General features: G+C 54.7%; 10 protein-coding genes, 4 tRNA genes and 1 other RNA gene. 7 read left to right on the top strand and 8 right to left on the bottom strand.

Annotation, left to right across the window (positions count from 1 at the left end; all coding sequences use genetic code 11):
• Window positions 1–92 precede the first annotated feature (92 nt).
• From IM303_RS21525 to IM303_RS21515, 3 genes are all read right to left on the bottom strand, one after another.
• On the bottom strand, window positions 93–2,282 hold the full coding sequence (locus IM303_RS21525; protein WP_045631031.1) for an EAL domain-containing protein: 2,190 nt from the start codon (window positions 2,280–2,282) through the stop codon (window positions 93–95).
• 214 nt (window positions 2,283–2,496) lie between these two features.
• Window positions 2,497–2,572: transfer RNA gene (locus IM303_RS21520), tRNA-Ala, on the bottom strand.
• A 41-nt stretch (window positions 2,573–2,613) separates the two neighbouring features.
• Window positions 2,614–2,689: transfer RNA gene (locus tag IM303_RS21515), tRNA-Ala, on the bottom strand.
• Window positions 2,690–2,906: 217 nt separating this feature from the next.
• Between IM303_RS21515 and IM303_RS21510 the strand changes: the two genes are divergently transcribed.
• Complete coding sequence (locus IM303_RS21510) at window positions 2,907–3,269, top strand: YfeC-like transcriptional regulator (RefSeq protein WP_047368054.1); 363 nt, start codon at window positions 2,907–2,909, stop codon at window positions 3,267–3,269.
• 1 nt (window position 3,270) lies between these two features.
• A complete protein-coding gene (locus IM303_RS21505) occupies window positions 3,271–3,654 on the top strand; it encodes a YfeC-like transcriptional regulator (protein WP_032644902.1) in 384 nt (127 codons plus the stop codon).
• A gap of 52 nt (window positions 3,655–3,706) precedes the next feature.
• Here IM303_RS21505 and gltX read toward each other — a convergent pair whose 3' ends face one another.
• The gene (gltX, locus tag IM303_RS21500; RefSeq protein ID WP_045631029.1) at window positions 3,707–5,122 is read right to left on the bottom strand and encodes a glutamate--tRNA ligase; all 1,416 of its coding nucleotides are present in this window, start codon (window positions 5,120–5,122) and stop codon (window positions 3,707–3,709) included.
• 258 nt (window positions 5,123–5,380) lie between these two features.
• On the opposite strand from gltX, the gene IM303_RS21495 reads away from it, so the two are divergent.
• The 4 genes from IM303_RS21495 to IM303_RS21480 all read left to right on the top strand — a co-directional run bounded on the left by IM303_RS21495 (window position 5,381) and on the right by IM303_RS21480 (window position 6,155).
• Window positions 5,381–5,456 (top strand) — tRNA-Val (locus tag IM303_RS21495).
• Between the two features lie 4 nt (window positions 5,457–5,460).
• Window positions 5,461–5,536: transfer RNA gene (locus tag IM303_RS21490), tRNA-Lys, on the top strand.
• Window positions 5,537–5,562: 26 nt separating this feature from the next.
• Window positions 5,563–5,691, top strand: a non-coding RNA gene (locus IM303_RS21485) — RtT sRNA.
• Window positions 5,692–5,816: 125 nt separating this feature from the next.
• Window positions 5,817–6,155 (top strand): FlxA-like family protein, encoded by a 339-nt coding sequence (locus tag IM303_RS21480; protein WP_045631028.1) that lies wholly within the window; start codon window positions 5,817–5,819, stop codon window positions 6,153–6,155.
• On the opposite strand, the gene IM303_RS21475 is transcribed toward IM303_RS21480, so the two are convergent.
• On the bottom strand, window positions 6,152–7,087 hold the full coding sequence (locus IM303_RS21475; protein ID WP_193360239.1) for a LysR family transcriptional regulator: 936 nt from the start codon (window positions 7,085–7,087) through the stop codon (window positions 6,152–6,154). The genes IM303_RS21480 and IM303_RS21475 overlap by 4 nt on opposite strands.
• An 89-nt stretch (window positions 7,088–7,176) precedes the next feature.
• On the opposite strand from IM303_RS21475, the gene IM303_RS21470 reads away from it, so the two are divergent.
• A complete protein-coding gene (locus IM303_RS21470; RefSeq protein WP_041908807.1) occupies window positions 7,177–8,172 on the top strand; it encodes a bile acid:sodium symporter family protein in 996 nt (331 codons plus the stop codon).
• Here IM303_RS21470 and IM303_RS21465 read toward each other — a convergent pair.
• From IM303_RS21465 to zipA, 3 genes are all read right to left on the bottom strand, one after another.
• Window positions 8,169–8,384: a DUF3820 family protein gene (locus IM303_RS21465; protein WP_003861328.1), complete on the bottom strand. Its 216-nt coding sequence runs from the start codon at window positions 8,382–8,384 to the stop codon at window positions 8,169–8,171. The two genes, IM303_RS21470 and IM303_RS21465, sit on opposite strands and share 4 nt — an antisense overlap.
• Before the next feature lies 1 nt (window position 8,385).
• Window positions 8,386–10,401: an NAD-dependent DNA ligase LigA gene (gene ligA / locus IM303_RS21460; protein ID WP_028013993.1), complete on the bottom strand. Its 2,016-nt coding sequence runs from the start codon at window positions 10,399–10,401 to the stop codon at window positions 8,386–8,388.
• A 69-nt stretch (window positions 10,402–10,470) separates the two neighbouring features.
• A complete protein-coding gene (zipA, locus tag IM303_RS21455; RefSeq protein WP_193360238.1) occupies window positions 10,471–11,448 on the bottom strand; it encodes a cell division protein ZipA in 978 nt (325 codons plus the stop codon).
• Between the last annotated feature and the right edge of the window lie 29 nt (window positions 11,449–11,477).

The raw sequence follows: 11,477 nt of genomic DNA, 5'->3' as shown, positions 1-11,477 counted from the left end.
AAACGGGTGAGCATTTCCGGATTCTTACACAGCCACTGGATCGGTCAACCGATCCTTAACTGATCGGCATTAGAGACTTGCTCCCGGTTTTTTTATGCCCGCAATTCTTCCAGCGGTTTGGGTTTGCCTATCAGGTAGCCCTGGAGATAGTCCACGCCGAAGCGTAACAGCATCTCCCGCTGCGCTGGCGTCTCAACATATTCGGCCACCACGCACAGTGATTTCGTCTTCGCCAGATTACATATCGACTGGACGATCATTGCGTCCATATCATCAGTACAAATATCTTTCACGAAGCAGCCGTCAATTTTAATGATGTCTGCCTGCAGGCGTCTCAGACGCTCGTAGTTGGCGTAGCCGGTACCAAAATCATCGATGGCAATCCTGAAACCGTAATCCCGCAGCTGCTGAATATTGTGGATGCTGCAGCCGGAATTGGAGAAGGCCTGCTCTTCGGTGATCTCAATCACGACAGCCTGAGGCGCAACGCCGTACCGTTCAAAGAGCGCACAAATCTCAGTCGCCACCTCATTTTGCATCAGCGTAAGCGGCATCAGATTGACAGAGAAACGGGCGCCAGCCTGCGTCGCTGGGTGATCGCGCAGCCACAGCAGTAATTTTTCCATGACGCACATATCAAACCGGTGGCTGAGGTTGAATTGGGCAATCAGCGGAATAAAGCGGTCAGGGGTGATGATCTCGCCCTCGCTCTCCATACGCGCCAGAATTTCGTAGTACCCGCTACCGTCCGCCTTCTGGATCGGCTGCGCATACAAATGGAACTGCCCCGCCTCCAGGGCGTGCTTAATCCGCGCCAGCATCAGGACACGCTCCGTTGTTTGTCCTGATGCAGCTTCCAGGCTATTCGTCAGCGCAAGAACGTTGTGCGCTCCGCAGGATTGCTCGGCCAGCCAGCTCAGTTGCCCCAGCGTGTGGTGCAGTTTCTCACCGTTTTCGACCATTCCCCAGGACGCGCCAAATTCGATATCCAGCCCGGTATTGTTCCAGAAAATCTTACGGCTGTTCAGCCGATCAACCATATGCTGGAGGCGCTCGGCCGTTCCCTGCCCAAGCAATACCAGCACCAGCTCGCTTCCCGGCAGCTGGAAAAGCGTCTCATCTTTTTGCAACAGCGGCTGGAGAGAGGACGTGATCATTCGTTTGCAGTGCACCCGCATGAGAATGCCGTAATGGCGGCTTAAAAACTCCAGATTATCCATTCTCAGGCAACACACTTTGGCATCCGGGTGGTCGAGGAGAAAATCTTCCAGCGCACGAATGTTGGGTAATCCGGTCAGCGGATCGGTGAGCGCTCTGTCCTGCCAGCCCTGCTTCAACCATTCGCTTCGCTGATAGATACGCGACATATAAAGCAGGCAGATAGCAAAAGAGATCAGTACCGACAGGATAAAGGAGAGCGAATGGCCCGACTCCACTCCGTTTAGAAAGTTGTAGTTGTAGGTCAACAGCAGAAGCGCAGAGGTGGCCCACAGCAGAGAGATAAGCGCGTAGCTCAGACGGCTAATCGCTAACGTAAAGAGAATGAAAATAATCGGCATCAAATAGCCCGCAATAACAGGCGACTCAAAAGGCGCACATAAAATTGCGATGATGGCGATTAACAGCATCAGCCAGACGAATATATATAATGATTTCTTGTGTAAAAACACGGGCTTCACACTTCGCCGCCAGAACTTGATGGCATAACGAGGATTAATAATCATTCTTAAAGGATAATAGAACATCATGGTAAAAATCATCGCCGCGCATATCAGGCTTTGAATATCAACAACGTTATAAATTACCGTTCCTTCGCCGAAGAAAGTTGAGATTGTGACCGGAAAATCAAAGAAATAGCCAGCGAGATACATCGACATTTTAATGCCTATCGGCACCATAAAGCCGAGCCAAAATATGCGTAACCCAATGTGCCTGTTGGGCATACAGTAGCGCCAGCGCCGGCCCAGCAGAAGGCGCAGAACACCGCAGGCAGCGAATACGGAGAAAGTCTGACAGAACAGTAATACTGAATATTGTAGCGGTGCTAAATTAACGTTAAATATATTAGCAACCATAAAACTTATCAGAATAGGCAGAATACCGCGGCGCCCCAATAACAGCATAATCGCCAGCATAACGCTTAACGGGAGCCACGCTAAATAAACGTCGTGTTCATTAACAATTGCACGCGGGGAGAGATAACGGGAAACGGGAACCGCAATCAGACAGATCGCCAGAGCAATTATAAATATCTTTACATTATTATACGATTTTCTATTCATTAAGCTGGGGAGATTATTATCCATTCATATCATTGACCGCATGGATAATAGGTTTATTAATTACGCGAATCAAGTTGAAGTCTATTTATAGACTGATTTATTGATTTCGGTTGAGGTGGGATATGGAAAAAAACCATTTTGGCAACAAAATACGTTTAGGGGTGTTACAAAAACATAAAAAAAACCCTCGTCTTTTGACGAGGGTTTAAAATTTTGGTGGAGCTAAGCGGGATCGAACCGCTGACCTCTTGCATGCCATGCAAGCGCTCTCCCAGCTGAGCTATAGCCCCACATGTTACTTTACTAACCGCACTCTGTTGGGTTCAGAGTTTGGTGGAGCTAAGCGGGATCGAACCGCTGACCTCCTGCATGCCATGCAGGCGCTCTCCCAGCTGAGCTATAGCCCCATCGTAAAGCTGTCATGTTGACGGGCGGCATAATATGAATTCCGCCGCGGAGTGTCAACGGCAAAATCAATAGCCGCGGTTCAATCGCCGAAAAATCATGCAAATGAATCACTTTGCGAGCCTGCTCGCAGTCATGAGTTAAGCCTGTCACGTTTTCACGTAAAACGGTGCTATAAAATGAGCCGTTAATTAACCCCACGAATATTCAGGAAATTGCATGATCAAGGAACGAATGACGCCGGAAGAGTTAGCCCTGCTCACTGGCTATAGCCGACAGACCATCAATAAATGGGTACGCAAAGAGGGTTGGATAACGTCGCCTAAGCCCGGTGTCCAGGGGGGTAAAGCGCGTCTGGTGCATGTGAACGAAAAGGTGCGTGACTTTATCCGCAGCGCACGCCGGGCAACGGAAACATCCGCTGTGCCTGACGGCATCAGCACTGACGGTTCACTTCATACCCTACTCCTGACGCTGGCCAATGAAATGACGCCGGAAGAGCAGAAGCAGTTGACATCGCTGCTATTGCGGGAAGGGATTACCGGTTTGTTGCAACGTTTAGGGATTCGCGACCAGAATTAATATGAAAAGACTACGTAGCAAAATGACCACGGAAGAGCTGGCGGAGAATTTGGGTGTTGCCAGACAAACGGTAAATCGCTGGATACGGCAGCAGGGGTGGAAAACCGAAGGACTCAATGGCGTAAAAGGCGGTCGGGCGCGGCTCATTCACGTTGATGCACGCGTGAAGGAACATATTATGAGCCTCCCGGCTATCCGTAACCGCCAGGCGGTTTATCATCTGGCTGAGGTGGCCTCATCCTACAATGAACAGCCTTCACGTCTGCGTCCGGGCATTATCGAAACGCTGGAGAGTATGACTGAGCTTGAACAGCAGCGTCTGGATACCTTACTGAAGCGCGAAGGCATACGCGGTTTTCTTGCTCGTCTGGGTATTGCCGAATAAAAGGCAAAAAAAACGGCAGGATACCCTGCCGTTTTTCTTATAGATGGCTTAATTACTGCTGATTTTCACGTTCTGCAATAAAATCCAGCGCCTTGTTGATGCGCGCCACGCTGCGTGACTTGCCGATGGCATGGACAGTCACATCCAGAGCCGGAGACTGACCCGCGCCGGTCACCGCAACGCGCAGCGGCATACCGACTTTGCCCATGCCCACTTCCAGTTCGTCTGCGGTCGCCTGAATGGCGTGATGCACATTTTCAGCGGTCCACTCGGTGAGCGCAGCAAGCTTGTCACGCACCACTTCCAGCGGCTGACGCGCAACCGGGCGGAGGTGCTTCTTCGCGGCGTCAGCGTCGAACTCATCAAACTCTTCATAGAAGTAGCGGCAGCTTTCGGCAATTTCTTTCAGCGTTTTGCAGCGCTCGCCGAGCAGTTTTACCAGGTCCGCCAGCTCAGGGCCAGTGCGGGTATCAATGTTTGCCTGCTCAATGTGCCACTGCAGGTAAGTCGCCACATATTCCGGCGGCATGGTATTGATGTAGTGATGGTTGAGCCACAGCAGCTTGTCGGTGTTGAATGCGCTGGCAGATTTGCTCACAGAGCTCAGAGAGAACAGTTCGATCATCTCTTCGCGGCTGAAGATCTCCTGGTCGCCGTGAGCCCAGCCCAGACGCACCAGATAGTTCAGCAGCGCTTCCGGCAGATAGCCGTCGTCGCGATACTGCATGACGCTGACCGCACCGTGACGTTTAGACAGCTTTTTACCGTCGTCGCCGTTGATCATGGAGACGTGCGCATAGACCGGAACAGGTGCATTCAGCGCTTTCAGGATGTTGATCTGGCGTGGGGTATTGTTGATATGGTCTTCACCACGGATAACGTGGGTAATTTCCATATCCCAGTCATCAACCACGACGCAGAAGTTATAGGTTGGGGAACCGTCGGTACGGCGTATGATCAGATCGTCCAGCTCCTGGTTGCTGAATTCGATCGGGCCACGGATCTGGTCGTCGAAAATCACCGAGCCATCCTGCGGGTTAGCAAAACGCACCACGCATGGCTCATCAGCGGCATGCTCGCTGTGGTCGTGGCGGCAGCGGCCGTCATAACGCGGTTTTTCACCGTTCGCCATCTGCTCTTCACGCAGCGCATCCAGACGCTCTTTGGAGCAGTAGCACTTATACGCCGTGCCCGCGACCAGCATCTCATCAATAACAGCGTTATAGCGGTCAAAACGTTTGGTCTGGAAATACGGGCCTTCGTCCCACTGCAGGTTCAGCCAGTTCATACCATCCATAATGGCTTCAATTGCTTCCGGCGTGGAGCGCTCAAGATCGGTATCTTCTATACGCAGCACGAACTCACCTTGGTTGTGGCGTGCAAAAAGCCAGGAATAGAGAGCAGTACGAGCACCACCGACGTGCAGATAGCCTGTCGGGCTCGGCGCGAAGCGAGTTTTGATTTTCATGAAATGGCCTTACGTTATAAAGATGCCGGCAATCGGCAAATCCCGGGGAAAAAACGATGGGCAATATTCTATCACTGTGGGGGGATTCCTCAATGTCGATCCCTTTATCGTGGCGGAGTTTGCTGTTTTTGTTTAGAAATCATGCGCCACCGCCCGTTTTGCGATCGTTTTGTTTAATTTTACGACGAACGAATAAAAACTTTAGAAAATGCGTTGACTCATTTTCAACTCTCCCTATAATGCGACTCCACACAGCGGGGGTGATTAGCTCAGTTGGTAGAGCATCTCCTTTACACGGAGGGGGTCGGCGGTTCGAGCCCGTCATCGCCCACCATTTCGGGTCGTTAGCTCAGTTGGTAGAGCAGTTGACTTTTAATCAATTGGTCGCAGGTTCGAATCCTGCACGACCCACCAATGTAAAAAAGCGCCCTAAAGGCGCTTTTTTGCTATCTGCGATCTGGATGATTCGAACCTGCAGCAGGTTCGAGCCGAACGCAGTGAGGCACCGGAGCCGTTTACGGCGACGGCCCGAAGGGCGAGCGAAGCGAGTCATCCTGCACGACCCACCAATGTAAAAAAGCGCCCTAAAGGCGCTTTTTTGCTATCTGCGATATAAAAATGTGAACCTGCCGCATTTTCCTCAAGCTAATCCCGTCGGTGCCGATACCTCTGTTTTATAACGCGAGGAAAAAGTATGACGACCATTCAGGCTTCAACCCAACAGATTCAAACCAGCGGCGCGAGTGGCTCTTCGAGCAGTAACGATATCTCTGCGCAAATCACCCGCATTCTCGACAAGATCAAAAAGCTGACCCAGCAGTTAAAAGAGCTGGCAAACAGCCCCGGCAGCGCAGATGAGAAGAAGAAGCAGCAGGAACTGATTCAGACCCAGATCAAAGTGCTGCAGGCACAGCTCGCCGCACTGCAGCGCCAGCAGGCCGAAGAAGCTCAGAAGAAGCAGGATCAAAAACTGGGCAAAGTAGAAGGCGTGAATAGCCCGTCAGACACTAATCAGATTGATATCTACATCTAATCGTCTGATGCGTTAAACAGTGGATCGCGTATGCGGGCCTCGGTTAATCGTTGTGCCTGGATACGCACCACTTCCCAGATGGCCTGCGCCGCACCCGAGAGCGAACGATTTTTTCGCCGCACCAGCATCAGCTTTCGTTCGACAACGGGCGTCAGCCGCTTCACCGCCAGCTGGCTTCCCTGCGGCAGGGGAAGCGCCAGAGCGGGCAACACGCTGATGCCAATTCCGGCTTCCACCATCGGAAACAGCGTGGCCGGATGACCAATCTCCTGCACGATCGTTGCCTTAACGCCCTGATTCACCAGCGCGGAATCAATCAGCGGGCGGCTGCCTGAGGCATAATCCTGTAAAACCAGGTTCGCCCCCTGCAGGGACTGCCAGCTGACCTCGAGCAACGTTGCCAGCGGGTCGTCGTCACGGCAGAGCAGCAAAAAAGGCTCAGAAAGAACGCTTTCGCATTCCAGATCGCTCACCTGGCCAGGATCGATCACAATACCAAAATCCACATCCCCCTGGCGGATGCTCTCCAGCACCCACTGCTGCGGTCTGTCATGCAGGACAAAATCAATATCAGGATAGCGATGGTTACCCTCAGCAATACATTGCGGGATAAGGTGCGCGGATATCGTCTGGCTGGCCGCAACCCGCACGGTGCCCGACAGCTGCTGCCCCAGCCTCCCCACGTCTCTGAGCGTGCTGTTCAGCTCATCAAGCAGCCGTTCAAGACGCAGGGCCAGCTGCTGCCCGGCTTCGGTCAGGACCACTTCGCGCGTGGTGCGGTCAAGCAATCTAACGCCGGTCTGGTTTTCCAGCTCCTTCACGCTGTGGCTGACCGCCGACTGGCTCAGGCCGATCATTTCACCTGCCCGGCTAAAGCTGCGGGCATGGGCGACGGTGACGAAAATGCGAAGCTGGCGTAGGGAATAATTCATCTGTTTAATTCATGAATGGATGCAATAAATCAATTTTATTTCTCAAATGGAAAAAAGCACAATAGCGACATCTGTTTTCAGGAGTCATTATGAAACTATTTCGTATTCTTGATCCGTTTACGCTCACCCTGGTGGCCACCGTTTTACTGGCCTCGTTCTTCCCTGCTCGCGGCGGTTTCGTCCCTTTTTTTGAGGGGCTGACGACGGCCGCCATCGCGCTGCTGTTCTTTATGCACGGCGCAAAGCTCTCCCGCGAAGCGATTATCGCTGGCGGTAGCCACTGGCGACTGCACCTCTGGGTGATGTGCAGCACGTTTATTCTGTTCCCGATCCTCGGGGTGCTGTTTGCCTGGTGGGCACCGGTTAACGTCGATCCGGCGCTCTACACCGGTTTCCTGTATCTCTGTATTCTCCCGGCCACCGTGCAGTCTGCCATTGCCTTTACCTCTCTTGCCGGAGGGAACGTTGCAGCCGCGGTCTGCTCCGCATCGGCATCCAGCCTGTTAGGGATTTTCGTCTCCCCGCTGCTGGTGGGCCTGCTGATGAACATGCACGGCGCGGAAGGTAACCTTGAGCAGGTCGGCAAAATCTGCCTGCAGCTGCTGCTGCCGTTTGTCCTGGGCCATCTCTCGCGTCCGTGGACCGGGGCGTTCGTGGCGAAGCATAAGAAATGGATCTCCAAAACCGACCAGTCGTCGATTCTGCTGGTGGTCTATTCCGCCTTCAGCGAAGCGGTCGTGAACGGGATCTGGCATAAGGTGGGCGCAGGCTCGCTGCTGTTTATCGTGGTGGTCAGCCTCGTTCTGCTGGCAATTGTCATTGCGGTGAACGTTTTTGTGGCGCGCAAATGCGGCTTCAGCAAAGCCGATGAGATCACCATCGTCTTCTGCGGCTCCAAAAAGAGCCTGGCGAACGGCATCCCGATGGCGAACATTCTGTTCCCCACCTCGGTGATCGGGATGATGGTGCTGCCGCTGATGATTTTCCATCAGATCCAGCTGATGGTCTGCGCGGTGCTGGCGCGTCGCTACAAGCGCCAGACGGAAAAGCTGGCGCAGGAAGAGACCCGCGCCGCGAAGGCTTAAGGACGCTTCAGGGGCTGCACCAGCTGGGTCAGCCCCTCGGTTTTGATCAGTAACGTGATAGCCATCAGCTCGCCCAGGCGCCCGGCGGGGAATTCGTCCTTGCGGGCGAACCACAGCAGGTACTCCTCCGGCAAATCGATCAGCCTGCGGCCCTTATATTTACCGAACGGCATTTCCGTATTGGCGATCTCAACGAGCTGCTCTTTCTCCACGTTACTCTCCTAACAGGCGCATCATTTCCGCTTCGTCGATAACCTCAATGCCGAGCTCCTGGGCTTTCGCCAGCTTCGAACCCGCAGCTTCGCCGGCAATCACCAGGTCGGTTTTCTTCGACACGCTGCCCGCCACTTTGGCCCCCAGCGCCACCAGACGCGCTTTTGCATCGTCACGTGAAAGCTGGCTAAGGCTACCGGTTAGCACCACGGTTTTACCGGCAAATGGGCTATCAATTTCTTCGGCGTTGACTACCACCGGCGCAGGCCATTTAATGCCCTCTTCCAGCAGCTTGCCGATGACCTCGCGGTTGCTCTCTTCGGCAAAGAAGTTAAAGACGTGCGTGGCGACGACGATGCCGACGTCCGGCACTTTCTGCAGCTCGTCGATGCTTGCCTTTTCCAGCGCCTCCAGCGTACCAAAGTACGCGGCTAAACCTGCCGCCGTCGCTTCGCCGACTTCACGAATGCCCAGCGCGTACAGGAAGCGGGCGAAGGTCGTCTCTTTCGCTGCTTCAAGCGCGTTAACCACGTTCTGGGCTGACTTCGGCCCCATGCGATCCAGACCGGTCAATTTGCCCGCCGTGAGCCTGAACAGATCTGCTGGCGTATGGACATACTCTTTCTCAACCAGCTGATCGATAATCTTGTCGCCCATGCCGTCAACGTCCATTGCGCGACGGGAAACAAAGTGCTTAAGCGACTCTTTACGCTGCGCGCCGCAGATCAGGCCGCCCGTACAGCGGGCCACCGCTTCGCCTTCCACACGCTCTACGTCAGAGCCGCATACCGGGCAGTGGGTCGGGAAAACGACCTCGCGCGTATCATCAGGACGTTCTGACTCAACAACGTTCACCACCTGCGGGATAACATCGCCCGCGCGGCGAATCACCACTTTGTCACCGATGCGCAGGCCGAGGCGTTCGATTTCATCGGCGTTGTGCAGCGTAGCGTTACTCACCAGCACGCCTGCGACCTGCACCGGCTCCAGTCGAGCGACCGGGGTAATAGCGCCCGTACGGCCCACCTGAAACTCCACGTCCCGGACAAAGGTCATCTGCTCCTGGGCAGGGAATTTAAACGCCACCGCCCAGCGCGGTGCACGCGCCACAAAGCCCAGCTGCTCCTGCAGCGCCAGCGAATTGACCTTGATGACAACGCCATCGATATCAAAGCCGAGCGTCGGACGGTCCTCTTCCACTTTGTGGTAGAACGCCAGCACCGCTTCAGGCGAGTCGCAGAGCTGAACGCGGTTGCTCACCGGCAGGCCCCAGGCTTTAAACTGCAGCAGACGCCCGAGGTGCGTATCCGGTAACTCACCACCTTCCAGAATACCGACGCCGTAGCAGAAGAAAGTAAGCGGTCGCTTCGCGGTGATGCGCGGGTCAAGCTGGCGCAGAGAGCCTGCCGCCGCGTTACGTGGGTTAGCAAACACTTTCCCGCCGGTGCGACGCGCCTCTTCGTTAATTTTCTCGAATCCCGCCTGCGGCAGGAACACCTCGCCGCGCACTTCCAGACGCGCGGGAATGTTGTCTCCCTGCAGCTTCAGCGGGATCGCGCGGATGGTTCGCACGTTAGTGGTGATGTCTTCACCCGTCGTACCGTCGCCACGCGTGGCGGCACGCACCAGCACGCCGTTTTCATAGAGAAGGCTGACCGCCAGGCCGTCGAGCTTCAGCTCGCAGCACCAGGTGAGGGAATCGCTGCTTTTCAGACGGTCCTGCACGCGCTTGTTAAACGCGAGGAAGCTCTCTTCATCAAAGACGTTGTCCAGCGACAGCATCGGCACTTCGTGACGCACCTGGCTGAAAGCCCCCAGCGGCTCGGCGCCGACGCGCTGGGTCGGAGAATCTGGCGTGATCAGTTCCGGGTGCTGCGCCTCCAGCTCGCGCAGCTCGCGCATCAGCCGGTCATACTCCGCATCCGGCACTTCCGGTGCGTCCATAACATGATAGAGATATTCATGATGGCGAAGCGTGGTTCGCAGTTCAGTGAGTTGTTGTTCGATTGAGTCCATATCGCACCATCAATGAGAAAAAACCCCCGACAGGCGGGGGTTGAGGAGGAGTTGAAGTAAACGCGACAATTACGCGTTGGCTTCCTTAACTTCGCGGATGCGGTCCTGATACTCGCGCAGCTTCTGCGGGGTCATCATTCGACGCTGATCGTCGAGCACCACACCACCCACTTCATCAGCGATGTGCTGAGCGGACTGCAGCATCAGCTTGAAGTTTTGCAGCTCGTCGCCGTAGGACGGCACCTGCATAAAGATAGTGACACCCGGCGTCACGAAATCACCGGTCATTTCCGGGTCAAAGGTGCCTGGGTTGACCATATTGGCCAGGCTAAACAGCGCCGGACCACTACCGTCAGGGCTCAGGTGGCGATGGAAAATATTCATATCGCCAAACTTGAAGCCTGCCTGTTGAATACTGTTGAGCAACACGTCACCGTTGAGATGGCTGCCGTGATGCGCGGCCACGTTCATGATGATCACCGCTTCCTTACGCTGCGGCTTTTCAACAACCGGTTCAGGCTCGGCGACCGGCTCTGGCTCAACGTGCGGAGCCGGAGCGGGCTGCGGCGCAGGCTGTACATGAACAGGCTGCTGCGGCTGCTGAGCAGGTTGCTGTTGCACGGGCTGCTGCACAGGTTGCTGTTGAACCGGCTGTGGCGCAGCGGGCTGCTGCTGTTGTACAGGCGGTTGCGGCGGCTGACGTACAGGTTCTTCCACTGGCTGCGGCGCTGGCTGGCGCGGCTGGGCAGAGGCATACGGCGGTTGATACTGGTGCTGCGGAGCGCGGGGGGCTTCATGCTCCCCATGAGCCGCGCCGGGCGCAGTATTGACCCGATGAACACGAACTTCACCCACGCCGTCGTCGTCGCTACCGGTGATGTCATCTTCAGTGTCATCATCATCACGACTGGACTTCATGCGCTTCAGTGGGCGATCGCGAAACATCGAGGAACGCTCTTTACGGCTGGTCCAGAAACCATGTACCAGTAAAGCGATTATGGCGATCGCGCCAACAATGATTAATATCAGACGCAAATCCTGCATCATTATATTCTCTGTTGTTCTAACACCTTGCC

Source organism: Enterobacter cloacae complex sp. P38RS (genome assembly GCF_014930775.1).
Taxonomy (GTDB): Bacteria; Pseudomonadota; Gammaproteobacteria; order Enterobacterales; family Enterobacteriaceae; genus Enterobacter; species Enterobacter bugandensis.
This window is presented reverse-complemented; position numbering and strand designations above follow the sequence as displayed.

Bases quoted from the DNA above. Each gene is read 5' to 3' on its own strand.
- IM303_RS21470 (WP_041908807.1), top strand. From the start codon at position 7,177: ATGAAACTATTTCGTATTCTTGATCCGTTTACGCTCACCCTGGTGGCC.
- IM303_RS21505 (WP_032644902.1), top strand. From the start codon at position 3,271: ATGAAAAGACTACGTAGCAAAATGACCACGGAAGAGCTGGCGGAGAAT.
- IM303_RS21475 (WP_193360239.1), bottom strand. From the start codon at position 7,087: ATGAATTATTCCCTACGCCAGCTTCGCATTTTCGTCACCGTCGCCCAT.
- zipA (WP_193360238.1), bottom strand. From the start codon at position 11,448: ATGATGCAGGATTTGCGTCTGATATTAATCATTGTTGGCGCGATCGCC.
- gltX (WP_045631029.1), bottom strand. From the start codon at position 5,122: ATGAAAATCAAAACTCGCTTCGCGCCGAGCCCGACAGGCTATCTGCAC.
- IM303_RS21525 (WP_045631031.1), bottom strand. From the start codon at position 2,282: ATGAATAGAAAATCGTATAATAATGTAAAGATATTTATAATTGCTCTG.
- IM303_RS21480 (WP_045631028.1), top strand. From the start codon at position 5,817: ATGACGACCATTCAGGCTTCAACCCAACAGATTCAAACCAGCGGCGCG.
- ligA (WP_028013993.1), bottom strand. From the start codon at position 10,401: ATGGACTCAATCGAACAACAACTCACTGAACTGCGAACCACGCTTCGC.
- IM303_RS21510 (WP_047368054.1), top strand. From the start codon at position 2,907: ATGATCAAGGAACGAATGACGCCGGAAGAGTTAGCCCTGCTCACTGGC.